General features: G+C 43.2%; 27 protein-coding genes. 17 read left to right on the plus strand and 10 right to left on the minus strand.

What is annotated here, in order from left to right; translation table 11 throughout:
* Positions 1-64: 64 nt before the first annotated feature.
* The 4 genes from LKO26_RS11915 to LKO26_RS11930 all read right to left on the minus strand — a co-directional run bounded on the left by LKO26_RS11915 (position 65) and on the right by LKO26_RS11930 (position 3,018).
* Positions 65-640 (minus strand): AraC family transcriptional regulator, encoded by a 576-nt coding sequence (locus LKO26_RS11915; RefSeq protein ID WP_227588108.1) that lies wholly within the window; start codon positions 638-640, stop codon positions 65-67.
* Complete coding sequence (locus LKO26_RS11920) at positions 637-1,032, minus strand: acyl-CoA thioesterase (protein WP_227588109.1); 396 nt, start codon at positions 1,030-1,032, stop codon at positions 637-639. The genes LKO26_RS11915 and LKO26_RS11920 overlap by 4 nt, the downstream gene beginning before the upstream one ends.
* An 86-nt stretch (positions 1,033-1,118) precedes the next feature.
* A complete protein-coding gene (locus tag LKO26_RS11925; RefSeq protein ID WP_227588110.1) occupies positions 1,119-1,532 on the minus strand; it encodes a DUF6157 family protein in 414 nt (137 codons plus the stop codon).
* Between the two features lie 28 nt (positions 1,533-1,560).
* Entirely contained in the window at positions 1,561-3,018 is a 1,458-nt protein-coding gene (locus tag LKO26_RS11930) for a T9SS type A sorting domain-containing protein (RefSeq protein WP_227588111.1), read from the minus strand.
* A gap of 96 nt (positions 3,019-3,114) precedes the next feature.
* On the opposite strand from LKO26_RS11930, the gene LKO26_RS11935 reads away from it, so the two are divergent.
* On the plus strand, positions 3,115-3,984 hold the full coding sequence (locus LKO26_RS11935) for an aldo/keto reductase family oxidoreductase (protein WP_227588112.1): 870 nt from the start codon (positions 3,115-3,117) through the stop codon (positions 3,982-3,984).
* A 9-nt stretch (positions 3,985-3,993) separates the two neighbouring features.
* Here the strand turns inward: LKO26_RS11935 and LKO26_RS11940 are convergent, their stop codons facing one another.
* From LKO26_RS11940 to LKO26_RS11950, 3 genes are read right to left on the minus strand one after another with little or no spacing between them, the layout of a single operon-like run.
* Positions 3,994-5,778 carry a DUF4153 domain-containing protein gene (locus LKO26_RS11940; RefSeq protein ID WP_227588113.1) on the minus strand — a complete coding sequence of 595 codons (1,785 nt, stop codon included), beginning with the start codon at positions 5,776-5,778 and terminating at the stop codon, positions 3,994-3,996.
* 33 nt (positions 5,779-5,811) lie between these two features.
* Complete coding sequence (locus LKO26_RS11945) at positions 5,812-6,261, minus strand: BlaI/MecI/CopY family transcriptional regulator (protein WP_227588114.1); 450 nt, start codon at positions 6,259-6,261, stop codon at positions 5,812-5,814.
* A 37-nt stretch (positions 6,262-6,298) separates the two neighbouring features.
* Positions 6,299-6,904 (minus strand): phosphatase PAP2 family protein, encoded by a 606-nt coding sequence (locus LKO26_RS11950; RefSeq protein ID WP_227588115.1) that lies wholly within the window; start codon positions 6,902-6,904, stop codon positions 6,299-6,301.
* A gap of 107 nt (positions 6,905-7,011) precedes the next feature.
* On the opposite strand from LKO26_RS11950, the gene pdhA reads away from it, so the two are divergent.
* The 3 genes from pdhA (at position 7,012) to tnpA (ending at position 10,258) form a co-directional block, all read left to right on the plus strand.
* Complete coding sequence (gene pdhA, locus LKO26_RS11955; protein WP_227588116.1) at positions 7,012-8,022, plus strand: pyruvate dehydrogenase (acetyl-transferring) E1 component subunit alpha; 1,011 nt, start codon at positions 7,012-7,014, stop codon at positions 8,020-8,022.
* 51 nt (positions 8,023-8,073) lie between these two features.
* Positions 8,074-9,714, plus strand: coding sequence for a pyruvate dehydrogenase complex dihydrolipoamide acetyltransferase (locus LKO26_RS11960; RefSeq protein ID WP_227588117.1), 1,641 nt, complete (start codon positions 8,074-8,076; stop codon positions 9,712-9,714).
* A 103-nt stretch (positions 9,715-9,817) separates the two neighbouring features.
* Positions 9,818-10,258, plus strand: a complete 441-nt coding sequence (tnpA, locus tag LKO26_RS11965) for an IS200/IS605 family transposase (protein ID WP_227588118.1) — start codon at positions 9,818-9,820, stop codon at positions 10,256-10,258.
* A 49-nt stretch (positions 10,259-10,307) separates the two neighbouring features.
* Here tnpA and LKO26_RS11970 read toward each other — a convergent pair whose 3' ends face one another.
* Complete coding sequence (locus tag LKO26_RS11970) at positions 10,308-11,063, minus strand: LuxR C-terminal-related transcriptional regulator (RefSeq protein ID WP_227588119.1); 756 nt, start codon at positions 11,061-11,063, stop codon at positions 10,308-10,310.
* Positions 11,064-11,328: 265 nt separating this feature from the next.
* Between LKO26_RS11970 and LKO26_RS11975 the strand changes: the two genes are divergently transcribed.
* From LKO26_RS11975 to LKO26_RS12035, 13 genes are all read left to right on the plus strand, one after another.
* On the plus strand, positions 11,329-11,841 hold the full coding sequence (locus LKO26_RS11975) for a hypothetical protein (protein WP_227588120.1): 513 nt from the start codon (positions 11,329-11,331) through the stop codon (positions 11,839-11,841).
* Between the two features lie 11 nt (positions 11,842-11,852).
* Positions 11,853-12,137 (plus strand): hypothetical protein, encoded by a 285-nt coding sequence (locus tag LKO26_RS11980; RefSeq protein ID WP_227588121.1) that lies wholly within the window; start codon positions 11,853-11,855, stop codon positions 12,135-12,137.
* On the plus strand, positions 12,134-12,469 hold the full coding sequence (locus LKO26_RS11985; protein ID WP_227588122.1) for a hypothetical protein: 336 nt from the start codon (positions 12,134-12,136) through the stop codon (positions 12,467-12,469). Before LKO26_RS11980 ends, LKO26_RS11985 begins: the two co-directional genes overlap by 4 nt.
* A gap of 306 nt (positions 12,470-12,775) precedes the next feature.
* Positions 12,776-13,387 (plus strand): hypothetical protein, encoded by a 612-nt coding sequence (locus tag LKO26_RS11990; RefSeq protein ID WP_227588123.1) that lies wholly within the window; start codon positions 12,776-12,778, stop codon positions 13,385-13,387.
* A 3-nt stretch (positions 13,388-13,390) separates the two neighbouring features.
* Positions 13,391-13,930, plus strand: coding sequence for a hypothetical protein (locus tag LKO26_RS11995; RefSeq protein WP_227588124.1), 540 nt, complete (start codon positions 13,391-13,393; stop codon positions 13,928-13,930).
* 104 nt (positions 13,931-14,034) lie between these two features.
* Complete coding sequence (locus LKO26_RS12000) at positions 14,035-14,700, plus strand: ABC transporter ATP-binding protein (RefSeq protein WP_227588125.1); 666 nt, start codon at positions 14,035-14,037, stop codon at positions 14,698-14,700.
* Positions 14,701-14,768: 68 nt separating this feature from the next.
* A complete protein-coding gene (radC, locus tag LKO26_RS12005; RefSeq protein ID WP_227588209.1) occupies positions 14,769-15,446 on the plus strand; it encodes a RadC family protein in 678 nt (225 codons plus the stop codon).
* Positions 15,443-16,348: a hypothetical protein gene (locus LKO26_RS12010; protein ID WP_227588126.1), complete on the plus strand. Its 906-nt coding sequence runs from the start codon at positions 15,443-15,445 to the stop codon at positions 16,346-16,348. Before radC ends, LKO26_RS12010 begins: the two co-directional genes overlap by 4 nt.
* A 9-nt stretch (positions 16,349-16,357) precedes the next feature.
* The gene (locus LKO26_RS12015) at positions 16,358-17,218 is read left to right on the plus strand and encodes a hypothetical protein (protein ID WP_227588127.1); all 861 of its coding nucleotides are present in this window, start codon (positions 16,358-16,360) and stop codon (positions 17,216-17,218) included.
* Between the two features lie 30 nt (positions 17,219-17,248).
* Positions 17,249-18,013, plus strand: coding sequence for a class I SAM-dependent methyltransferase (locus LKO26_RS12020; RefSeq protein WP_227588128.1), 765 nt, complete (start codon positions 17,249-17,251; stop codon positions 18,011-18,013).
* An 81-nt stretch (positions 18,014-18,094) separates the two neighbouring features.
* Entirely contained in the window at positions 18,095-18,622 is a 528-nt protein-coding gene (locus tag LKO26_RS12025; protein ID WP_227588129.1) for a hypothetical protein, read from the plus strand.
* A gap of 28 nt (positions 18,623-18,650) precedes the next feature.
* Positions 18,651-19,262 (plus strand): inorganic pyrophosphatase, encoded by a 612-nt coding sequence (locus LKO26_RS12030; protein WP_227588130.1) that lies wholly within the window; start codon positions 18,651-18,653, stop codon positions 19,260-19,262.
* 153 nt (positions 19,263-19,415) lie between these two features.
* Entirely contained in the window at positions 19,416-22,160 is a 2,745-nt protein-coding gene (locus LKO26_RS12035) for a sodium-translocating pyrophosphatase (protein ID WP_227588131.1), read from the plus strand.
* A gap of 74 nt (positions 22,161-22,234) precedes the next feature.
* Here the strand turns inward: LKO26_RS12035 and LKO26_RS12040 are convergent, their stop codons facing one another.
* Positions 22,235-22,678 carry a hypothetical protein gene (locus LKO26_RS12040; protein ID WP_227588132.1) on the minus strand — a complete coding sequence of 148 codons (444 nt, stop codon included), beginning with the start codon at positions 22,676-22,678 and terminating at the stop codon, positions 22,235-22,237.
* Positions 22,679-22,828: 150 nt separating this feature from the next.
* Complete coding sequence (locus LKO26_RS12045) at positions 22,829-24,001, minus strand: aminotransferase class I/II-fold pyridoxal phosphate-dependent enzyme (protein WP_227588133.1); 1,173 nt, start codon at positions 23,999-24,001, stop codon at positions 22,829-22,831.
* Position 24,002 lies beyond the last annotated feature (1 nt).

Raw genomic sequence — 24,002 nt, forward strand, 5'->3', positions numbered from 1 at the left:
ACAAATTTCCGCTTTCTTCCTCATAAAGATTTATAAATATAAGGAAAAGATTCATAGAATTCGGTCAGCGCTGGCTCTGGTGGATTGAGTCAATGGTTTTTCTGGTGTTTTCTTTCAGTTTTTTGAACTGAGTGGGAGTAAGTCCTGTAGTGTTTTTGAACTGGGCCGAGAGGTGCTGTACACTTTTATAACCCAGTATTACTGCAATTTCACTCACGGTATATTCATTGTAGAAAAGCAATTCTTTTATTTTTTCTATTTTCTGAAGTATGAAATATTGTTCCAGTGTGATGCCCACATGCTGCGAAAAGAGTTTGGATACGGAACTGTATTCTCTGTTCATCCTGGAACTCACAAATTCGGACAGCATGAAATCTTCAGGAATATCCTGGCCGGCAATCTTCTGAACGATGTGATTTTTGACCGCCTCAATCTGCTGTTGGGCAGCATCGCCCAGGATTTCAAAACCCATTTTGCGAAGTTCCTGATTCAGATCTTTCAATTTTTCATCTGAAAGTGGGTGGGCAGAATCTACTTCGCCCAGTTTCATGCTGGTATACGGAATATGCAAATCATCCAGAATTCGGGCTACAGCCATTTCACAGCGGGTGCAGACCATATTTTTGATGAAGATTTTCATGGGAGATCTTTCAGCCGATCTGATACGTATTCTATTTTCGTTTTGCCGTGTCTGGTGGGTTTTCCGTTTTCGTCTACCCCTACAAAGATAATTTTGTCAATGGTAATGATGGTTTGCCGGGTCATCATATTGCGTACTTCACAATACAAAGTGATGGAGGTGTTGCCAAAATCTGTGGCTTCTATTCCGATTTCAATAATGTCTCCCTGTTTGGCAGAACTCACAAAATTGATCTCAGAAATGTATTTGGTAACGCAGCGGGGAGTTTCCAGCTGAACAATTGCGTAGAGCGCAGCTTCTTCGTCAATCCACTGCAAAAGCCGGCCGCCAAACAGGGTGTGATTGGGATTCAGGTCTTCCGGTTTAATCCATTTACGGGTATGGTAATTCATAAGCTTTAATTTCACGTAAAATTACCGCTTTTTATTCATTAAAGCATGCATTTCCGCCTTTGATCATCATAGAAGATATCTGTTGGCTAATTTCGGGAAGACCGCATGGCTTTTACCTTTTTAATCTCCGGATTATTGAGGAAATTTTGATATTCATCACTTTCAGCAGGGCAAAGCGCTATTTTCCCTTCACTGTTAAAATGCATGCCAAATCCGTAACGTTTCGGCAGCGCAGATGCCCGCATGCAGGCCTGACCTTTAGAGAAAAACAGGTTTCTTGCCTCCGCTTTTTGGTCTTCGGGAATATTGTTCTTTTGTGCGAAACATTCAAATAAAACCATATCTGAAGTAAATTTGTACGGCTGTTCAGCAATCATTTCGTACAGCATTCTGGCCACGGTTTTTGTGCTTTTCTGTGGCGGAACTTCACTGTGCTGAACTTTGGAATCTTCGGCGATTTCAATGAAGGTGTCAAAATAGTTGGTGGTATGAATTTTCATAAAAAATGGGTCAATACTTTAATCGGGACTACTGAATAATCAGTTTTACACTTGATTTTCGATGATTAAACTGATACAGCATGAAATACACGCCCGGAAGTCCCTGCAGCCGGATTTCGTTTTTTCCCTGATGCACCAAAGATGAATGGATGATGCGTCCTGCTGTATCTGCAATGATGATATTCCCGCGCTCGGGTGCCTCAAAATAAAAGAATCCTCTGCTGGGGTTCGGGTACACTGCATTTTTAGGAAGCGGAACCTCGGCGGTAGAAAGAGTGCCACAATTGTAATGGCCGGAATAGGTGACCTGTCCCAGTGCAGGATCATCTGCCTGATGATGAATTACGGCTTCTACCATGGCATCTGTAGAGTTTTCATTTTCACGCCAGCAGTTAAATTTAGCCATAACCGGATTGGAAGTATTGTTAAACAAAGCGGTAGTGGTCCCGTTATTTCCGTTATTAAAGAATATATTCTGCCCGGGATTCAGGTTTCCTGCCACATCACTTCCCAGGTTAGCGGTTCCGGAGGTGGGTAGGGTAATTCCCCAGAGATTGCCGCGGATTTCATTGTGTGCGATGTACAGCTGGTCACCGGTTCCGTAAAGTGCAATTCCGCTGCCGCCCTGGTCGGGATTATTTTGTGTATTATTGTTGGTAATGATATTGTTCCGGATATAACCTGCGGCATTTACCCCATACACGGTGATTCCGTAACGGTTATTGGTCACCGTATTTCCTTCTATTCTCACCCGCTGCGGAATGGAGCCCAAAGATGCTGCTGCAATGCCGCCTACCATAATTTTTGCAGGATCACCAATGACTGTATTGTTGATGATCCGGATGGAGTCCAGGCCGCTGGGGCCCATGTTGATTTGTGGCCGGTTGGAATTGTCTGTGGTGTTTCCGCTGAAGTAATTATTGCTGATGGTGGCCGATACGGTACTGTTGGCTGCCGAGGAAAGTGCAGAACGTTCATTCTGGATAAACTGAGAATTTTGAATCACGGGGCTTCCGGTGGAAAAGGACATGGCACCGGAAGTGACCAGTCCGTTCCGGAAAAAGCGCACAATGCAGTTGTCCATCAGGAAATTACCGGTGGAAACACGGATTCCGCCGCCGTACTCCAGTGTGGTGTTTCTCATTTCTACCTGAGCGGTTGCATCAAACTGAATTCCATTAAAAAAGTTAGTAGCATCGCCGGAGGTAATGATGAGGGCAGTTGCGGTGGTCATATAATTGCCCGCCACGGTAAGTTTAATCCCCGGATTTATGTTGAGGGTCGTGTTTTCGTCCATCAGCAGGGTGTCGCCGGCGGTGATGGTCACATTTGCAGTCATGGTGTAGGAAGTGCCGTTATTGACAAGTACCGTGGGCGCTGCGGCCGAAAGGCTGGTAAGGGTATAGGTAATACCGGTTCCGGGGCTTACAAATTGTGCCTGCAGCCAGAGGCCTGTAAGGAGAAAGAGGAGAGATAAATTTTTCATAACAGTAGATTTGGATCATCAAAGTTAGAGATATTATGTCAGGAATGAAGTATTCTGGTGTGCAAAAAAGATATACTTTTGGAAAAAATAAATATTATGAATTTTTCACCTGTAGTAATGGGAACCATGCGCTGGGGCAGCTGGGGTGCAGATTTATCTGTTTCTGAAGTGCAGAATTTGGTGGAAGTCTCGTTTGATAACGGTTTCTATACCTTTGACCATGCCGATATCTATGGCGGTTATACCACGGAAAAACTTTTTGGTGACGCTGTTGCTGCCATGAATGTGAACCGTGCAGACTACCGGCTGGTAACCAAATGTGGCATTCAATATCCGGGCGGTAGTCGCCATTATGATTTGAAAACCTATCATTATTCCAAAGCCTATATTCTGAACAGTGTAGATGAAAGCCTGAAGAATTTACAGACCGACTATCTGGATTTGCTGCTATTGCACCGGCCTTCTCCATTGATGGATCCGGAAGAAATTGCAGCGGCATTCGGGATTCTGAGGAGCAGCGGGAAGGTCCTGGATTTTGGGGTAAGTAATTTTTCACCGTCTCAGTTTGAACTTATCTGGAGCTGTTTCCCTTTTCTGGTAACCAATCAGCTGAATATTTCTGCCAATGAAACCAAAACCTTCTATGATGGAACACTGGACCAGCTGATGATGAAAAAACTGCGTCCGATGGCCTATTCGGTTATGGGAGATTACTTCAGTAATCCGCATTCGGAACAGAACCAGCGCCTGAAAAAAATATTGACCGGTCTCTGTAGTCAATATGATGCAGAAGAAAACCAGTTGTTGCTGGCATTTCTGCTGAAGCATCCCGGCGGCATCATTCCTGTAGCCGGTACTTCCCGTGCAGAAAACATTGTTCTGTTTAAGAAAGCGCTGGATATTCAACTGGAAAGAACGGACTGGTTCAGGATTCTGGAAGCCTCTGCCGGTAAGCGGGTGCCATGATGATGGCAATTATTTTTCGTCAATCAGAAGAAATCCGTTGTTCAGAAAATATCTGCCGGAATCTGTGCCTTCACCAGAAATGCTTTCAAAGACAATCCTGATGCGGTATTTTTCAAACTCAACAGTGGTAGAGAGGTCTGACACCGGAATTTCCATTTCCCTGGAATGGCGCACCGGAAAACGTTTTTTAATTTCCGGCAGAATATCAACAGTTTCGCTCCCGTTTACACCAATGGTCCATGATGGAGTTTTACCCGCACGCAAATCCCTGATGGTAATGGTATCACTGTTTACAGGAATAATAATGCTGTCGCTAACCATGCTGCGGGCACTGAGTATGGTGGTGAAATCATAGCCGGTGGTTTTAACCACCATATTTTTGTTGATGTATACGGTATGGTTGACGCCCTCGCGATTTTCATAAAGGATATTAGAGAAAAGTCCGGTTACGGCACCGCGCACATTGTTATAGCGGGACTGATTTACCTCCCGGCTGAACTTTTCCAGAGATTCTTTATTCAGCAGATTTTTTACAAATTCCTCTTCCTTCCGCTGATACAGAAAACTGAATTTATCTGAAACTTCATCTGCAATTTTTGAGGAGACCGTTTTGCTAAAATTAATAGTGCCATTTTCCAGCAGACGATGTTCCTGAAGTACTTTCATCAATTCATCCTTCTGGCTCCGCTGTGATACCGAGAGTGCGGTAAAGTAAGGAAATACTAGGGAAAAGATGCCGAAAGCGAAAAGTGAGACCGGAATAAATTTGATGGTGGCAGTTCTGGCAAAAATAAAATACAAAAGAACCACGGTAATCCAGATGGCCAGGAGCAGTACATAATACCGGGGTTCCGTATATCCGTACGCCAGAATTCTGGTGAAAATGGCGGTGAACAGCAGAATCATCAGTGGCGCCAGCGTGTAGAAAAAAACTTTTCTGAATATTTTCACCCAGGAGCGGGTACGGGTTTGCTCCAGCGGATATACCAGTAATAACGCCAGAATTCCGGTTACAGAATAGATGAGAATCAGATAGGAAACCCAGCCGCGGGGCAGTTCCCACGCCATCAGAATTTTCGCCGAGTAAAAATAGAGGATGATCACATCAATCAGCAGGAGCGGAATTAGGATATACTGAGTGAAGAATTTGAGAATCTGCGGATAGTTTTGGTCTGCTTCCAGCGCAGGAAGACCTTCTTCGCAGAACAGCAGAAAAATTAAGCAACTGCCTGCAATAGCCAGAAGGGTATAGGTCTGCGGATAAACCGTATTGTTAAAATTAAATTCAAACAGCTTGTCCACCGCCAGAATGGCCAGCATGACACCGCCCACCAGCACATGGGTGAACACTAAGGTAAGAAAGGAATTGATAAATAGATTCTTATTGTACTGCCAAAATCTCAGTGACTTATTTTCGCCAAAAAACGGCAGAAAAGAAACCAGAAGGTGGGACAATATGAAAGCCGGAATCAGAATAAAGGCGTACATCACGGTGAAGTCCTTTTCCTGAGCAGGCAGCAGGAAATAAAAACCGGTGAGGAACAGCAGTACACCTGTTTCCATCCACCGGTGGAGTCCGATTCTTTGGGAGAGCATTTTCACGGTAAACATCATGGAAATTCCCAGGCAGGCGGTGATCAGCAGTTTGAGGATAGGGAAATAGCCGCTGCGGCCATCGGCTTCTATCGCGGTGGCGGCAGATACGGCGGCTATGATGGCCATGGTCATCACCATGGAGTAGCGCCTGGCAAGTTTCCGGGTGGTGACCAGAACTTCTGAAATTTTTGCTTTCATACTCCGGATTTTTTGGAAAAAAAGAAGGAGATTTTATTTTTTCTTCTTTTTCTTCTTTTTTATTTTTATTTTGGGATTCAGAACGGTTTCTGCAATCTTAAATTCTTTCCTTTTCGGGGATTTTCTCTTAGGTGTAACCTCCGGTTTTTTGATCGCCTCTTTTTCAATCCACTTTTCATCTTTCAGCAGAGCCAGGAGTTCGGCGCCGGAGTTATTGCAAAACTGTTCAATGAAGTTCTTCAACAGAAACTTTCGGTATTCATCATACGGTATCGCTGCAGAATACCGGAAAATCCGGCCTTCTCTGGTCACACTCAGATAGCCTTTTTCCTGCAGAATTTTCAGATAGGTAGACACGGTGTTCTGATGAGGTTTGGGCTCGGGGTGACCGGCCATCACATCTTTCATATAAAATGTTTCCAGTTTCCAGAGCAGCAGCATCAGCTTTTCTTCGGCGGTAGTAAGCGGGGTAATGATGATCATAAGATAAAAAAAGATTTCGTCTTCAGGAAAAGCAGATTTACTGCATCTGAATATGGGTATAAAGATACATAAAAGATACCACTGCAGCCAGAACAGAACCCATAATAACTTCCCGGGCAGTGTGCCTTTTCAGAATTACTCTGGTAAGTCCTACCAGCACTGCTATAATGAACCAGCCGGCTCCGGCCAGCGGACTCAGCACAAAGAAAAGGGCAGCCGTATATACATTAAGTGAAGTGTGCATGGAACTTTTAATGAAAAAATTGCTGATCTGCATCAGAATCAACAGAAGCAGAAGAAACAGCACCACCACATCTACCTGCTGGTCTATCAGATAATTAATGATGAGGTAACATACGGCTGCTGCTACCACCACAATATAGAGGCTGTGCCGCTGCTTACGGTTAGAAACATCCATGTTGGTGTATTTTCCCTTCCTTACATTCCAGGAAATCCACAGGATAACCGGCAGAATCAAGATAAGGAGCATGGGCAGAAATTCTGATAAGGCAGTACGCAGGCTGTAATTCAGGTAGCTGTGAGAAATGAAGTACAGACAAAGCGAATTGATGGGGTTAAAAAAATTGGAAATAAATCTGGAAGCGGGGATAATGAAGGATTCTGAGGTGTTGTTTCCGGACATAATAATGATTCAATAATCAAAAATAGTTTTTTAATTATAAATGAAAGACCGGATGGGCTTTAATCACAAAGATTTTTCTTATTTTTGCTGTCTAATTTTCACTTACAATGAAAGAATTTTCTAAAGAAGTTTACTTGCAGTGGTATTCTGATATGACGATGTGGAGGAGGTTTGAAGACAAATGCCGTTCTCTGTACCTGAAACAAAAAATAAGAGGTTTTTTACATTTATATAACGGGCAGGAGGCCATTCCGGCAGGTTTTGTACACGCCATGGATATGACTAAAGACAGTATGATTACTGCCTACAGATGTCACATCCATCCGATGGCGATGGGCGTGGACCCGAAAAGAATTATGGCAGAACTCTGTGGGAAAGCCACAGGGACATCCGGCGGAATGGGTGGTTCTATGCATATCTTCAGCAAGGAGAAAAGATTTTATGGCGGCCACGGAATTGTAGGCGGCCAGATCCCTTTGGGAGCAGGAATTGCTTTTGCAGACAAATATTTTGAGACCGGCGGGGTGAATATCTGTTTCTTCGGAGACGGTGCCGCACGCCAGGGTTCCCTGCATGAAACCTTTAATATGGCCATGAACTGGAAGTTGCCGGTAGTTTTTGTGGTAGAAAATAACCAGTATGCCATGGGTACTTCTGTAAAAAGAACCGCCAATCATGAGGACATCTACAAACTGGGGCTTGGGTATGAAATGCCTTGCCTTCCGGTGGATGCCATGGATCCGGAAAAAGTGGCAGAAGCAGCGTATGAAGCCATTGAACGTGCCAGAAGAGGAGACGGGCCTACCTTTATTGAAGCCAGAACATACCGTTACAGAGGACATTCCATGTCTGATGCAGAACCATACAGATCCAAGGATGAAGTAGAGGAATACAAGCAGGAAGATCCTATCCGGATTGTAAAATCACGGATTCTGGAAAACAACTGGGCTACAGAAGAAGAACTGGAAGCCATGGATCAGAAATCCCGCGAGTTCGTGGAAGAGTGTATAGAGTTTATGGAAAATTCACCCTATCCGGACCCGGAAAAGATTTACGAGTACGTATATGAACAGGAAGATTATCCGTTCCTGAACAAAGTAGAAAATAATATTAAGTAAAATCCCGGAGCACACAACCGGTGTGCTCTGAACTTATTACAGCATACAATTATGGCAGAAGTAATTACAATGCCCCGCCTTTCTGATACCATGACGGAAGGCAAGGTTGCAAAATGGCACAAAAATGTGGGCGACGCGGTCAATGAAGGAGATATTTTGGCTGAAATAGAAACCGATAAAGCCGTACAGGACTTTGAATCTGAGTTAAAAGGTACACTCCTCTACATCGGTACCCGGGAGGGAGAATCTGCGCCTGTGGATTCTGTACTGGCCATCATAGGGAATGAAGGCGAAGACATCTCCGGACTTACCGGTGGTGGAAGCAGTACCGACAGTAACGTTCCCGAAGAATTTAAAACCGAAAACGAAAATACGGCCGTTGAAACTTCAGAAACTGTAGAGACGCAAAGTGCCGAATCTGCTGAAATTCCTGAAGGGGTAGAAGTGATTACCATGCCCAGACTTTCTGATACCATGACCGAAGGTAAAGTGGCCAAATGGAATAAAAATGTAGGTGATGCCGTGAAGGAAGGTGATCTTTTGGCCGAAATAGAAACCGATAAAGCGGTACAGGATTTTGAGTCAGAATTTGACGGAACTCTCCTTTATCAGGGAGTGGCAGAAGGAGAAGGTTCACCGGTAGATTCCGTACTCGCCATCATCGGCCCTGCCGGGACAGATGTGTCCGGAATCCTCAGTGGTGGTGGCAAGGGAAAACCTGCAGCGCAAAAAGAAGAAGCGTCGGAAAAAGAAGAAACTTCTACAGTTTCGCCTGCTGCATCTTCAGAAAGTTCAGATAATGATTTGGGAGACCGGATTGCGATTTCACCACTGGCCCGCAAAATGGCCGAGGAAAAAGGCATTGACATTTCTGCAGTGAAAGGTTCCGGTGAAAATGGCCGAATTGTAAAGAAAGATATTGAAAATTATCAACCGTCTGAAAAATCTGCTGGATCTGAAACCGCTGCTGCAGCTCCAAAGGCAGCGCAGCCGGCTATGAATTTTATACAGGGCGAAGACAGCGAAACACCAAACTCACAGGTGAGAACCATTATTGCAAAACGCTTGTCTGAATCCAAATTCACAGCGCCACATTATTATCTGATTATTGAGGTGAATATGGATAAGGCAATCCAGGCGCGGAAAGAAATCAACTCACTGCCGGATACCCGGATTTCCTTTAATGATATGGTGATTAAAGCCACAGCAATGGCCTTAAGAAAACATCCACAGGTAAATTCTTCCTGGAAAGAAGACCGGATCTTGCATCATGGTAATATCAACGTAGGCGTGGCGGTAGCAGTTCCCGACGGGCTGGTGGTACCGGTGCTGAAAAATGCGGACCAGATGAATTATACCCAGATTTCAGCTGCGGTGAAAGATATGGCAGGCCGGGCAAAATCCAGAGGATTAAAAGCCAATGAAATGGAAGGTTCTACATTCTCTGTTTCCAATCTTGGAATGTATGGCATTGATACCTTTACCTCCATCATCAACCAGCCGAATTCTGCTATTTTATCGGTAGGGGCCATTGTGGAAAAACCTATTGTAAAAGACGGACAAATTGTGGTAGGGAACACCATGAAACTTTCGCTGGCCTGCGACCACCGTGTGGTAGATGGTGCAACCGGAGCAGAGTTCCTTCAGACCTTGAGAACTTATCTGGAGCAACCACTGACGTTGTTGCTGTAAGATGATCTTTGTATACTATTAAAATTTTTGCCCACCGTTTTATCGGTGGGCTTTTGATTTTCCTGTACATTTTTTAACTACATTTATCCAATAAATAACAATCATGTCTCACTCCTTCAGTAATATTTTGGTACATGCCGTCTGGGGCACCAAGAATCATCAACCGTTTATTTTACCGGAAGCAGAAGATCATATCCATCAAATGATTAAAGAAGAAATGGGTGTGTCTGGCTGTCCTGTTTTGATTATAAATGGGATTCCTGATCATATTCATATCCTTTTCTTTCTAAATCCCAACAGGAGTGTAGCAGAAGTAATCAAACACGTAAAAGGTATTACCTCTCACTCTATCAACCAGCAGGATTTGGTGCCATACAAATTTGCCTGGCAAACCGGCTATGCGGTGTTTTCGGTAAGTAAATCTGTGCAACAAAAAACGTATGACTATATTCGCAATCAAAAGTCTCATCATCTCAAAAAAAGCTTCGAGCAGGAGTACGAAGAGTTTTTAAAACTGTATGACTCGGACAACCCACGGTTTTAACCGTGTTTTTTTTGATGTATTGTGCCCCCACCGTTAAAACGGTGAGCTTTCACACCCAACCCTCACGTATCGTCTGGACCAAAAGTTCCTGTACGTTTTTACATCCGGATTTAGCCAGGATATTTTTGCGGTGATTGCGGATGGTGAAAATGCTTCGGTTCAGTAGTGTTGAGATTTCTTCACTTTTTTTACCCTGCGCCATCAATTGTAAAATTTCCTGCTCTTTCTTTGAAAATACAGCGGGGCTGCGCTCAAACATCATGCTGGTGTGCACATTATAAAACGAAGGTGCACCATCCATGCCGATGAATGACAATTTCGGAATGCCGGAGATGTTAAAATGAGTGAGGTCGGTGAAAATTACCAGTGTTCTGGCGCCGCCTTCCGGAAAATAATAAACGGGAACAATCTGTTGCTGCACCCTTTTGTATATGCCTGTGGCAGTTTTTACACGGAAATCATAGGCAAATTTGTATTTCAGAAACAATTCGGGGGCCAGTTGTGTAAAAAATCGGACCGCACTTTGTTCGTAATGGTAATAGTAGGGCAAGTCATCAGCATGTAAATTTTCAAGCAGCAGGCTGAGGCGGAATTCATCTGGCAGGTAGCCCAGAACTTTGGTCAGTTGCGGACTCACATATTCCATTTGTGTGGTGCGGGTATTGAAAATCACATAAAAATAATCTCCGAAATGGAACAGATCCATGTACTTTTCTATAATTTCCCTTTGTGAAAGGTCCATTTGGGAAGAAACGGATTTGGGAATCTGATCCCAGATGCGTTGCAGTCTTTGTATATCGCCCATATTATTATTGTCTGATATTCAAAAAATGGCTATATGTAGCTATTTTTTGCTAAAGATATTAAATCTATTTTTGTTGATACAAAACAAATACACAAATGATGACGAAATTTCACAGGAGAGATCCGGTGCTGATTCTTTTTATAGGATCAGCACTATTTTCTTATGACCCTCCTCTCCCCAAGTATTTTCTGTGTCATTTTTTAAGCATCGCTCAGGTATTGCGAAAGCTGTGTGTGTATATGAGAAATGTAACAATAAATCCAATATGATTAAAGAAATCGTAGTTCCTGCAATGATAGCTGCATCAGGTTTTTTAGCTAAGTCAGCTTATGAAATCTATCTTGGAGTAAGAAACAAAAAGATAGAAATACTGGAGAACAGACTTCAAAAATTTTATTGGCCTATCCTGATAAGAGTTGAAAAGGACAACGCAATCTGGCAAAGCATACTTTCCAAAAAAGAAAAAAACGATAGCTTCAAATTCCGGTTAGCCGATACCATCGAGAAAAATTATGTTTTGAAAAATCACGATGAGATTCTTGATATTATCATGAATTATACGCATCTTGCAGAACCTGACCAGTTATTGACCGATGTTATTAGGAAATACATCAGGCACATCACTATTTACAAAGCAATAAGGGAATTGGGGGAAGAAGAGACATTTCCGTTAGAATTAGACGCAGAATGGCCTCAGGAATTATATCCGCTTCTAAAAGAGCGTACTGAACAATACCAGACAGAACTTAATCGAAAAAAAATGTTTAAATTATTCTAAAATTATTATACATGAAAACAAAATCAATCATCACAGCAGTTTTATTGCTGTTCAGCATCACGTCTTTCTCACAGAAAAATTCTGATGACTTGCGTGCGTGGCAAACTTTCGAAGAAAATGGAAAATTTGGGTACAGATTTAGCGATTATGGAAATATAACGGTGGCAATTCCAGCGAAATTTGAGTATCGATATATGAGTTATTTTGAAAAAGGCTCAAAATATGCTCATGTTACGAAAAGCTTTGATGCCAAAGCAAAGGCACCCTGTCGTACCGAAGCGTATGATGTACAATGAAAATTATCAATATTGAAAGCAAAGAAATAATAGCAGAACTTCCACTCAATACCAAAGGCAGAGAAGTAATGATACAACCAAAGTATTTGATGAAGGCAGATCTTTTTAATTTTGAAAATGCTTTGTATCATACTACGCAACTGACTGAAAATGTTAATGACCAATTATCCAAATTGCATTCTGCCGAAAAGTTTGACTATCTGTTAATCTTCCCGGATGACTTTGATGATGCAAATAAACTTGATAAACAAAAAGGATTTACCGCATATTTACTATGGAAAGATGGTAAGTATAAAACTTTAAGGGAAGACTGGTTGAAAGAATTCAAGTGATTTTAACTAGATCAGTGCCTATTAGATTAAATTCGCTGAATCACATGGAGAACAGTGAGTATTTCGTACAAAAAATGAGGATTTCGGAAGCAACTGAATTGCTGTAAATGATGTATCGTTTTATGATGAACGAACGCACGCCGAAAACTTTCATGCTTTCAATTCTCCCTACTAACGCATGAAATTGATGATTTGACGAAGTCAACTCTTTCGTGTGGTAAAAGTTACCTTAAAACATTTAAATGTAGAATGCCAAGAAAACATTCAATCATAACAGAAGTTTTTATTCACGAAAATTCACAATCGATGAAATCCAAAATTATTCTCCTTTTCTTTTTCCTTGCCAGCCTGTCACTTGCAGCCCAGAAATATAATGATCCGGAAACTCTGGCAGAAAAAGCATGGAAAGAAGTGGTACAACTGCTTCAAACCGAAGCAGCGTTTTTTGAAGGTAAAAAGGGAAGAATCCGGTTGCGGCAGTCAGAATATACAGATTTTAAATTCAATAAATTATCGGTTTCAGAAAATCAGTTGATGAGCGAAACGCATAGCACCAACCGTTTTTTTCTGGAGGAATATAAAGAACAGGTACGGAAAGATACGTATCAGTTTTATCCACTCGAATTCAGAATCAAGTCCGTTGGTTTTACTTACGGCGATCAATTTTATTTTGATCATTTTCCGGAATGGGTATTTTTGAAAGTGGAATGGTTCGGTGAGAATATCAGTCAGAAAACAGAAGCGAAAGAACGAGACCCCGAAACCAAAACATGGAAGGTTTTGCCAGTGGAAGAGACAAAAACCGATTCGTTTCAGCTACCCGTTCGCACCAAAAACCGTGAGAAAATTCTGAAAGCCATCGACCGTTTTCAATCGACCTTGTTGAAGAAAGATTTACAGGATGAAATTAACCATTAAACTATGAAAATAGGCAAACCTTATTATCAGTTAACCAAAGACGAATACTTGTTTTTCATCGAAAATCATAAACAATATTCTGATTTCAACACGCTGGGATTATACCGTTCTTTGATCGAAAACGAATCTTTAGCGCTGAAAGATCAATTGGAAATTCGGGATTTTGCGCATCAGTATTTTCAGAAAACCTTTGATTTTTTGCAACTTAAAGATCCCAGAACCTATTTTGAAGTTTTTTATCTGGGCGAAGAAATGACCGACGGTGATGTGCAAAATGCCTGGCGCATCATCCGTGAAAATCAGCAGAAGATTTTGAAAGACAAAAAAATCAAACACCGCAATTTCGGAACCTATTCCATTCACGACTGTGGCTTGCCGTATTGCCCGTACAATGGATTGATGATCAAACAAAATGCTTTCAACTCCCGGTCGTTCATGTGTTTCAGAACCGATGAAAACAAAGACGAGAAAATCAATAAAAGCAAGCGACAACAAAAAGAAAAACGGGAATGGAAACAGAAGGGAAATATCTACGATGATTAAAATTGTATCCACCGAAAACTGATTTCCGGAAAAGCGGTATTGCGGATAATAACTTCTCTGCACTGCCTGCTCAATATTCATTTCATTTTGCTAAATTTGGCCGTATGATAAAAGCAAAAAACATTCATAAATCCTATGGTGATCTGGAAGTTCTGAAAGGTGTGGACATTCATGTGAAAGAAGGTGAGGTGGTCTCCATTGTAGGCGAGTCCGGTGCCGGAAAATCTACGCTGCTCCAGATTCTGGGTACGCTGGATGCGCCCACCCATCCAGATAAACACCAGACCCAAATCACTCTGAACGGACAGTCTTTTGTGAATATGAGAGACCGTGAACTTTCTAAATTCCGGAACAGAAACATAGGCTTCGTATTTCAGTTTCACCAGCTCTTGCCGGAGTTTACCGCGCTGGAAAATGTGCTGCTGCCCACCCGGATTTCCGGGCAAAATGAAAAAGAAAGCCTGGAAAATGCATACCGGCTTTTTGAGGATCTGCATATTACCGGCAGGCTGCACCATAAACCCGGAGAAATGTCCGGCGGTGAGGCACAGCGGGTAGCCGTGGCGCGGGCACTGATCAATTCACCCAAAATCATCTATGCAGATGAACCTACGGGAAACCTGGACTCCAAAAATGCAGATGATCTGCACCGTTTGTTTTTTGACCTCCGGGACAAGTACAACCAGACGTTTGTGATTGTAACCCATAACGCCGGTCTGGCCGAAATTACCGACCGAAAACTGGTGATGAAAGACGGAATGATTCTCTGACGCTTTTCGCTTGTAGGAAAAAACTTTTCTCCTTATCTTGATGCATCCAAAAACGCCGGATCATGAAATTGTCCATAAAACATCTTGCCGAAGACGACCGCCCGCGCGAAAAATTTCTGCTGAAAGGAAAAAACAGCCTTTCAGATGCAGAATTGCTCGCCATTATTATGGGCAGTGGCAGCCGCCAGGACAGTGCCGTAGATCTGGCCCGGAAGATTTTGAAATCGGTGGGAGACAACTGGCATCAGCTCAGCAAACTCAGCATTTCAGATTTACAGAAATTCAACGGGGTGGGCGAGGCAAAAGCCATCTCTATATTGACGGCGCTGGAGATAGGCCGCAGACGGGCAGCACAGGAGGTGCCGGAACTGAAGAAAATCAGCAGCAGCCTGGATGCTTTTCATTTTTTCAGACCCTATCTCGGTGATTTGCAGACCGAGGAATTCTGGGCAATTTATGTGAATCAAAGCAATAAAGTAGTGCATTATCGCAGACTTTCCACCGGCGGAATTACCTTCTCACTGGTAGATGTACGGATTCTGTTCAAAATAGCGCTGGAGTATTATGCCACCGGCATTTTCATTGCGCACAATCATCCCTCCGGCGGCTTAAAGCCCAGCAACGAAGACCGGCGCATTACCACCACCGTGGCCGAAGCCGGCAAACTGCTCAACATTTTTTTAATAGACCATTTAATCGTAAGTCAGGACGCTTATTTCAGTTTTGCAGATGAGGGATTGTTATGATTAGAAAATTGAATCATCACCAAATTGATTTTGAAAAGTACAGTGCATGCCTGAAAAAGGCAGCAAACTATTCCGTATATGCAGAAACATGGTATCTGGATGCGCAAACAAATAAATTATGGGACTGTCTTGTCTTGCGAGATTATGAAGCAGTAATGCCTTTGCCGCTTATTCGAAAGTTTGGCGTTAAGATTGTTTCTCAACCTATTTTCTGTCAACAACTTGGAATTTTTTTTTCAGAAGAACCAAGTGAGTTGTTGTTTAGAAGATTTATAGCTGCGTTTAGAAAAACAAATGTACTGAGCTATCACTTCAATGAAAGTAACTTTCAGTTTTCTTTACAAAATGCAGTTTCTAGACATAACTACTTGTTGCCACTGAAAGAGGATTATGATAAAATATTTCATAACTATCGCCGTGACCGCAAAAAGGACATCCGGCGTATGGATAATGAGAATTTTACAATTACAGATATATTTCACGAAGAAGAGATTTTTAAAGAGTTATTGGCGAAATATCCATATATGATCGAATTTTACGGCTCAGAATCGTTTCAGAATCTTATTCGTGAAGTGAAGAATCGAAAGCTATATACATTTTATGCGCTCCGGTCTGAGAATAATCTGATCGCAAGTATACTACTTCTTCATAGTGGAAACAAGCGTATTTTACTGCTGTCCACCAGAAGTTCCAAGCATAAAGGAGCTTTTGCGTGGTTGCTTGATTATTTTATAAAGAATAACAGTAATTCAGAATTGGTGTTAGATTTTGAAGGGTCAATGGTGCCAAACATAGCAGATTTTAATAAAAGTTTCGGTGCTATATTATTTAAATATTATGCAATTCAACATACCAGAAGAAGATTATTCTTTAATTTTATAAATTTTGCAAGGAATATTTAGAAGAATTCTATGTTTATTCACCTCCCTTTATTTTTAGTGTTTTATGATTTTATCAATTATGTTTTTTTTAAACTGGGACTTAGTGCTGCTGCTGCCACGTTTGCAATTTCAGTAATTTCATATGTACTGATTTTAGTGGTCATTCTCCTGTTTTTGGTCAGGATTTTAAGAAATCATTATCTGGCAATCCTGTTTACCTTGTTCTTCTCATTGCTCAAACCTCTGCTGGATGGGGCCAGACATGCGGCGCCAGACAATCTCTCCTGCCTGCTGTTGCTGCTCAGTTTCTATTTTTTTGTAATCAGACGCGACCTTTGGGCGGTCACCATTTTTGCGATGCTGTGTGTGTTTACCAGACCGGATTATATAATTCTGTACACATTGTTGACAGTACTATTACTTGTTTCAGCTAAGCAATGGCAGGTAAGCAGACCGAAATTGCTGGCCTCATATTTTTATGTGGCTGCTTCTTTTTTGGTGGTGCAGTATTTTAATCAAGTGCCCTGGACAATCTTGTTTATGAATCAATTTGTGGAGGTACAGCTGTATCCGGTTTCTAATCCAGGAATATTGCAACTGGCAGATTATCTCCGGGTGTTGAAGAGCAAAATTTTCTTTGAGTTTAATAGTTCATATTATCCAATATTGCTGATGTTTATCGTACTGATTATGGCAGGAAGATTCTCAGAAATGACCCATAAGCAATTCCTGTTTCTTGTGTCGTTTTTTGCGATTATCTACGCATCAGTGTTCATCAGATTTTTAATCTTCCCGATGTTGGTGACCCGCATGATGATTGGCTATTACATCATCATCATACTTTCGCTGATCTGTATTAATTTTTCCAAAGTAAATTTGTCACGAACATAGCGGATTTTGTTCTGGTTAATATCCTTAAATATGATTAAGAAAGTGTACCGGCGCCTCGTCCCGGAAAAATTAAGGCTTAAAGTTCACATTGAACTGCGAAAACTGAAGAGTATCTTTCTTGCAGGGAATACGTATTACTGCCCCTGCTGCGAAAAATCGTTCTCCCGATTTCTGCCCAAGGGAAACGGGCTGGAGACCCGGCCCAATGCAGTTTGTCCCGGCTGTGGTTCACTGGAGCGCTCCCGGTTGCTCTATCTCTATCTTAAAAATGAAACCCGCATTTTTCAAGACCAGCCCGCCATACTCCATTTTGCGCCGGAAGATGCACTGAAAAAATTCTTTAAGGATCATCTGAACTATATTGATGCAGATATCAACCCCAATCTCGCCACCCACAGGGTAGATATTACCGAAATTCCTTTTCCTGATGCTTATTTTGACTTCATCATCTGTTCGCACGTGCTGGGTCATATTCCCGATGAGCAAAAGGCGGTATCTGAACTGTACCGGGTGCTGCGCAGCGGCGGTACACTGTTTCTGCTTTCCCTCATGGAGCCGCAGGCAGCAAAGACCAAAGAAGATGAAACCCTGAAAACTCCGGAACAAAAACTGGCGGCCTACGGTGAAAAGGATTTGATGCGGCTCTACGGAAATGATTTGGCAGAACGGTTGCAAAGTCCTGATGTTCAGATTGAAATCATTGATTACCGTACCCGTTTTTCGGCAGAAGAACGGCAAAGATTTTCATTGGGAGACGGAAAAAGAGAGCTCATTTATAAAATAACCAGAGTTTAAACAAAGGTTTACAAAGATTACCACACCCAATTCGTTCGTGGTACGTGATAATTTGCTATTTTTGCAGTCTCAAACTCAGCAATGTTTAACATAGACCGCTATATCAGTTCACCGCTATTTCCATACTTCTTTGCCCTCATTCTGGCAATTCCGTTTCTGGTGCTTTTCCGGCAGTTTGTTTTTCAGTACATCAAAATGAAAAATAAAGAACTGAAAATGCTTTCGGTAAAGGGAAACAGTGAGAACAAAAGCCAGGCCTATGAGCGAATGGTACTTTTTCTGGAAAGGCTGAAACCTGCCAATCTGGTCAATAAATTTGACAAAGATCTGGCCAAGCATGAATACGTTTATCTGCTCGAGAAATCCATTAACGAGGAGTTTGATTACAACTCTTCCCAGCAGTTGTACATTACCAGAAATACATGGCAGGATATTGTGAATGCCAAGGCCGCTCTGCTGAAGATCCTGATGGATACCTATGAAAATGTAGGGGATGGCGCTACACTGAGCGATTTCAAAACCGTTTTCCTCATGAATTATATGAACGGGGACGACTTTATTGCACAAACCATAGAACAACTGCGCAGGGAAGTTCTGCTGGTCACTTAACAGATATTAAAGAATTTCAATAAAAATAATGATACCAAATTTTAAAGCACACCCATGGCATGGGATTTCCGCAGGTGAAGATGCGCCCCATGTGGTCAATGTATTTGTAGAGATAGTTCCCAGTGATACTATTAAATATGAAGTAGATAAAGCAAGTGGTTACCTCAAGGTGGACCGCCCGCAGCAGTTTTCCAACATCATCCCGGCGCTGTATGGCTTTATTCCCAGAACCTACTGCCATAACGAGGTCATGAAACTGGCCGTAGAAAGCGGTGCAGATGATGTGACCATGGGAGACCATGACCCGCTGGATATCTGCGTGCTGAGTTCACACAGCATCCACGCCGGCGGCATGCTGATGGAGGCAGTGCCCATCGGCGGATTCAAAATGATAGACAAAGGTGAGGCAGATGATAAGATTGTTGCCGTGATGGTGGGTGATCACGCTTTTGGGCATTTCCGTGATATTTCCGAACTCCCGCAGGCCGAAGTGAAAAGGCTGATGCACTACTTCCTTACCTATAAAAACCTGCCGGATGAGCCTGCAAAGTGCCGCATTCAGGAGGTGTACGGGGCAGATCACGCCAAAGAAGTGATTCAGGCTTCCCAGACGGATTATGCCAATAAATTCGGCGGATAGACCCCCGTTTATTTCAGATATCAGCAGACTCAGGTCTGCTTTTTTTATGCGCTGCATTTGGCTGTTTGCAAAAAAACAGGGACAATTACGTCTGTGTATGGATGTTTTTATTATCTTTAATATCTTATTAACATTCATTAAAAATTTTAAACTATGACAGAATTGTTTTATCTGGTACCCGTATTCGGGGTCGTCGCGCTGTTGTATACCTTTTTCCAAAGCAACTGGGTCAAAAAACAGGATGCAGGAAATGAGAAAATGCGAGCCATCAGCGGGCATATTGCCGACGGAGCGATGGCATTCCTGAAAGCCGAGTACAAAATCCTTACTTATTTTGTGGTGATCGTAGCCATTTTACTGGCTTTAATGGGCTTCTCTAACAGCAATTCCCACTGGACCATTGGTCTGGCCTTCATCATTGGAGCCGTATTCAGTGCCGCAGCAGGCTATATTGGGATGAATATTGCTACCAAGGCCAATGTAAGAACCGCAGAAGCTGCCAAAACCAGCCTTGCCAAAGCCCTGAAAGTGTCCTTTACCGGAGGATCTGTGATGGGAATGGGGGTTGCCGGACTGGCTGTGCTGGGACTGGGCGCACTCTTCATCATCATCAAACAAATTTTTGCTCCCGGCGCCGGTGTAGACACGGTGGAAATGGAAAGAACCATTGAAATCCTTACAGGCTTTTCACTGGGTGCAGAATCCATAGCCTTGTTTGCCAGAGTAGGCGGCGGTATTTATACCAAAGCGGCCGATGTGGGCGCTGACCTGGTGGGGAAAGTGGAAGCCGGAATCCCGGAAGATGATCCCAGAAACCCTGCCACCATTGCAGATAACGTGGGAGATAACGTAGGAGATGTGGCCGGTATGGGCGCAGACCTCTTCGGATCCTATGTGGCCACCGTGCTCGCTACCATGGTTCTGGGCAGAGAAACCCTGTCCGTGGATGCCTTTGGCGGATATGCACCTATTTTGCTTCCCATGCTCATTGCCGGTTTCGGAATCCTGTTTTCCATCATCGGGACTTTATTTGTGAAAATCAGCGATACTGACGGTGCCTCTACTTCCAATGTGCAGAATGCACTGAACCTGGGGAACTGGGGAAGTATCATCATCACAGCAGTTTCTTCTTATTTCCTTGTGAATTATCTGATGCCTGATACCATGGTGCTGCGGGGTCACGAATTCACCAAAATGGGCGTGTTTGGCGCCATCATTGTGGGACTGGTTGTGGGTACGCTCATGAGCATCATTACAGAATATTATACTGCTATGGGTAAAAGACCGGTAAGCAGCATTGTAAGACAATCTTCTACCGGACATGCCACCAATATCATCGGCGGATTGTCCGTAGGAATGGAATCTACTTTACTGCCTATTCTGGTTCTGGCCGGCGGTATCTACGGTTCTTATTTATGTGCCGGATTATACGGTGTGGCCATTGCCGCCGCAGGGATGATGGCTACTACAGCCATGCAACTGGCCATAGATGCTTTCGGGCCTATTGCTGATAATGCCGGTGGAATCGCCGAGATGAGTGAACTACCCAAAGAAGTTCGTGAAAGAACCGATATTCTGGATGCCGTAGGAAATACCACCGCAGCTACAGGAAAAGGTTTTGCCATTGCTTCTGCAGCGCTTACCGCTCTGGCACTTTTTGCAGCCTTTGTAGGAATTGCAGGCATAGACGGCATTGATATTTACCGCGCAGACGTGCTTGCCGGATTGTTTGTGGGAGCCATGATTCCATTCATATTTTCATCCCTGGCCATTACTGCCGTGGGGCAGGCTGCTATGGCTATGGTGGAAGAGGTAAGACGTCAGTTCCGCGAAATTCCGGGAATTCTGGAAGGTAAAGCGGAACCGGAGTATGAAAAATGTGTGGCCATCTCCACAGATGCGTCCATCAGAAAAATGATGCTGCCGGGTGCCATTGCTATTATTTCACCACTATTGGTAGGATTTATCTTCGGGCCTGAAGTACTGGGAGGATTCCTGGCCGGCGCTACTGTGTCTGGTGTATTGATGGGAATGTTCCAGAACAATGCCGGAGGCGCCTGGGATAATGCCAAGAAATCTTTTGAAAAAGGGGTTGACATTAACGGAGAAACTTTCTACAAAGGTTCGGAACCGCATAAAGCGTCGGTAACCGGAGATACTGTGGGAGATCCTTTTAAAGATACTTCCGGTCCTTCCATGAATATTCTGATTAAATTGATGTCTATTGTTTCACTGGTTATTGCACCTACTTTGGCTGTGATGCATGCTGATAAAATAAAGGAAAACCGTGATGAGAAATTGGCTTCATTGCAACTGGCTGCTGCCGGATTGGGTCACGGTGCTGCAGCACATGCTGAAGAAGAAGTGGTGTTAATGCTGGAAGAACCCACCGGGACTTTCAATGAGGCCGGAGATTTTGTGTACCATACCGGAAATACGGCGACGCTGCCACTACCGAACGGCGATATCATGAATATTGGTGAAAAGAGTCAGGTTGCCCTGCTGGCAGTAGCTCTGGGCGAGAATGATCAGACGTTTCTGCTCAACAAAGATCAGTGGTTTACCGTAGAAAATCTGTTCTTTGAATCGGGAAGTGATCAGCTGAAGCCCGAATCACTGGATGCACTGAACAATGTGTATAAACTGCTGAATGCTTATCCAAACCTCAGACTGAAGATGGGCGGATATACAGATAATACTGGAAATGATGAATCTAACCGCACATTGTCTAAACTGCGTGCCGAAACAGCCAAACTGAAACTGATGGAACTGGGCATTGCAGCAGACAGGATAGAAGCAGAGGGCTATGGTCCCGAGCATCCTGTGTGTCCGGAAAATGACACCGACGAATGTAAAGCCAAAAACAGAAGAATAGACGTTCGCGTTCTTTCCATGTAAAAGGATCATAATCCTGTAAAAGCAGCCGCCCCGAAAAGAATTTTCGGGGCGGCTTTTTATGAATGTTACGAGGTTTATTTTTTCAGGGTAATCACCAGATAATCGGGGGTACCATCATTATTATAGTCAAAACTGGTATCGTTCATCTGAATTTGCAGTAGGGTATCAGTCAGCTGAAGTACCGGCGTGATTTCTCCGTCAATCATCAGCAGTTGATTCACCGGGTCATAGCTGTACGGCATGGTTTCCTCCATAAAGGTGCAGGTGCCCGTCTCATCGCTGTACTCCTTATTATAGACCGTCTGATCCGCTTTAAACAGATAACTGGTCTGTTTGTAACAGGCGGTCATAGGCAGCTCACCCAGATAGCTGGCATCAGTCCCGGAAATAATTTTATTGCTGTCCGGATGCCAGGTTCCCAGAAGCAGATTTGCCTGGGGTGCCGGTTCGTCGCGGTCTGAAGTGCAGGAAGTGATTCCCGTGAGCACTACAGCAAGAATGAAGGCTGTTTTTTTCATATCAAAATAATTTTACTCTATGCTATAAATAACATGCAAGATTAGTGATTTATTGCCTTTCAGGATCATGAATTTTGTAAGGATACCTTCGGTGAATGATAATTTTAATACGTTAATTATCTGATAATTAACGATTTATGTCAAATTTTATTAGTACTTGAAGAACTTGTGCAGGTTTTCTGCGGCCTTATGCAGGGTTTCGTCTTTTTTGGCAAAACTCAGCCGGATTTTTCCGGTATTGCGGTAATCATGATAAAAGGCGGATACCGGAATGGAGGCAACTCCGGCATGTTCTATGAGCCAAAGTGAGCACTCGCGGTCACTCATTTCAGGCTTCATTCCGGCGAATGAAAAAATCTGTGCATAGCCGCCCGCAGTTTTTTCAGAAACCGTGAGGGGCAAACCGGCGGTCAGTTGCAGCAGGAGATTGCGTTTGCGTTCAAAAAAACGTCTGTTTTCGTGAATGTCAAATACCTGCAGATAGCGGGCTACGGCATATTGGGAATGGTAGTTAATGGTAAAGCACAAATATTGATGAATGTTTCGGAAGGCGCGCGTATTCGCAGGAGAAGATACCACATAACTCGCTTTCCAGCCGGATACATGAAACATTTTCTCAAAGGAATAAATGCAGAAACACCGTTCACGGATGCCCGGATGTTCGTAGGCACTGCAAAAGGTATGGTCATCGTAATAAATCAGATCATAAACTTCATCTGAAATCACCATCACCGGCCCGTCTTTGATGATTTCCCAAAGCGAATCCCAGTCGGCGGCAGTCCACATTTTACCCGAGGGATTGTGCGGAGTATTGACAATAATGGCACGGGTTTTTTCTGTAATGGCTTCCTTTATGCGGTTAAAGTCGATATTAAAATCATCGTCCAGAGGTACAAAAACCGGTCGGGCATGCCGGATTTCCACCGCCGGAATATAGGTGTCGTACCCCGGCTCTATGATGATGATTTCGTCTCCGGGCTCTATGAAGGTGGTAAAGGCAATGTACAATCCATAGGTAGAACCTGGAACGATGGAAATTTCTGAGTCGGTGAGGGTTAACGGCCGTTCCCGCTTCAGGTTAAAATCTTTGATGCTTTCCAGAAGCAGCGGGTGTACAAATTCTGACGCATAGGGATTCATGTCCACATCTATGGCCTCTATCATAAAATTTTTCAGCCGCGGATCAAAATCATAGTCAGGGGCATTCTGGGCAAGGTTCACCGCCCGGTGCAGGTCAGAAAAATAACCAATCTCACTGAAGATATTGGTTTCACCGGCCGAATGCACTCGGCTTTTCAATAGCAGATCTGAAGAATTTTCCACA

It is taken from the genome of Chryseobacterium sp. MFBS3-17 (genome assembly GCF_020687745.1).
Classification (GTDB): domain Bacteria; phylum Bacteroidota; class Bacteroidia; order Flavobacteriales; family Weeksellaceae; genus Marnyiella.

Bases quoted from the DNA above. Each gene is read 5' to 3' on its own strand.
- LKO26_RS11915 (WP_227588108.1), bottom strand. From the start codon at position 640: ATGAAAATCTTCATCAAAAATATGGTCTGCACCCGCTGTGAAATGGCT.
- LKO26_RS11920 (WP_227588109.1), bottom strand. From the start codon at position 1,032: ATGAATTACCATACCCGTAAATGGATTAAACCGGAAGACCTGAATCCC.
- LKO26_RS11925 (WP_227588110.1), bottom strand. From the start codon at position 1,532: ATGAAAATTCATACCACCAACTATTTTGACACCTTCATTGAAATCGCC.
- LKO26_RS11930 (WP_227588111.1), bottom strand. From the start codon at position 3,018: ATGAAAAATTTATCTCTCCTCTTTCTCCTTACAGGCCTCTGGCTGCAG.
- LKO26_RS11935 (WP_227588112.1), top strand. From the start codon at position 3,115: ATGAATTTTTCACCTGTAGTAATGGGAACCATGCGCTGGGGCAGCTGG.
- LKO26_RS11940 (WP_227588113.1), bottom strand. From the start codon at position 5,778: ATGAAAGCAAAAATTTCAGAAGTTCTGGTCACCACCCGGAAACTTGCC.
- LKO26_RS11945 (WP_227588114.1), bottom strand. From the start codon at position 6,261: ATGATCATCATTACCCCGCTTACTACCGCCGAAGAAAAGCTGATGCTG.
- LKO26_RS11950 (WP_227588115.1), bottom strand. From the start codon at position 6,904: ATGTCCGGAAACAACACCTCAGAATCCTTCATTATCCCCGCTTCCAGA.
- pdhA (WP_227588116.1), top strand. From the start codon at position 7,012: ATGAAAGAATTTTCTAAAGAAGTTTACTTGCAGTGGTATTCTGATATG.
- LKO26_RS11960 (WP_227588117.1), top strand. From the start codon at position 8,074: ATGGCAGAAGTAATTACAATGCCCCGCCTTTCTGATACCATGACGGAA.
- tnpA (WP_227588118.1), top strand. From the start codon at position 9,818: ATGTCTCACTCCTTCAGTAATATTTTGGTACATGCCGTCTGGGGCACC.
- LKO26_RS11970 (WP_227588119.1), bottom strand. From the start codon at position 11,063: ATGGGCGATATACAAAGACTGCAACGCATCTGGGATCAGATTCCCAAA.
- LKO26_RS11975 (WP_227588120.1), top strand. From the start codon at position 11,329: ATGATTAAAGAAATCGTAGTTCCTGCAATGATAGCTGCATCAGGTTTT.
- LKO26_RS11980 (WP_227588121.1), top strand. From the start codon at position 11,853: ATGAAAACAAAATCAATCATCACAGCAGTTTTATTGCTGTTCAGCATC.
- LKO26_RS11985 (WP_227588122.1), top strand. From the start codon at position 12,134: ATGAAAATTATCAATATTGAAAGCAAAGAAATAATAGCAGAACTTCCA.
- LKO26_RS11990 (WP_227588123.1), top strand. From the start codon at position 12,776: ATGAAATCCAAAATTATTCTCCTTTTCTTTTTCCTTGCCAGCCTGTCA.
- LKO26_RS11995 (WP_227588124.1), top strand. From the start codon at position 13,391: ATGAAAATAGGCAAACCTTATTATCAGTTAACCAAAGACGAATACTTG.
- LKO26_RS12000 (WP_227588125.1), top strand. From the start codon at position 14,035: ATGATAAAAGCAAAAAACATTCATAAATCCTATGGTGATCTGGAAGTT.
- LKO26_RS12010 (WP_227588126.1), top strand. From the start codon at position 15,443: ATGATTAGAAAATTGAATCATCACCAAATTGATTTTGAAAAGTACAGT.
- LKO26_RS12015 (WP_227588127.1), top strand. From the start codon at position 16,358: ATGTTTATTCACCTCCCTTTATTTTTAGTGTTTTATGATTTTATCAAT.
- LKO26_RS12020 (WP_227588128.1), top strand. From the start codon at position 17,249: ATGATTAAGAAAGTGTACCGGCGCCTCGTCCCGGAAAAATTAAGGCTT.
- LKO26_RS12025 (WP_227588129.1), top strand. From the start codon at position 18,095: ATGTTTAACATAGACCGCTATATCAGTTCACCGCTATTTCCATACTTC.
- LKO26_RS12030 (WP_227588130.1), top strand. From the start codon at position 18,651: ATGATACCAAATTTTAAAGCACACCCATGGCATGGGATTTCCGCAGGT.
- LKO26_RS12035 (WP_227588131.1), top strand. From the start codon at position 19,416: ATGACAGAATTGTTTTATCTGGTACCCGTATTCGGGGTCGTCGCGCTG.
- LKO26_RS12040 (WP_227588132.1), bottom strand. From the start codon at position 22,678: ATGAAAAAAACAGCCTTCATTCTTGCTGTAGTGCTCACGGGAATCACT.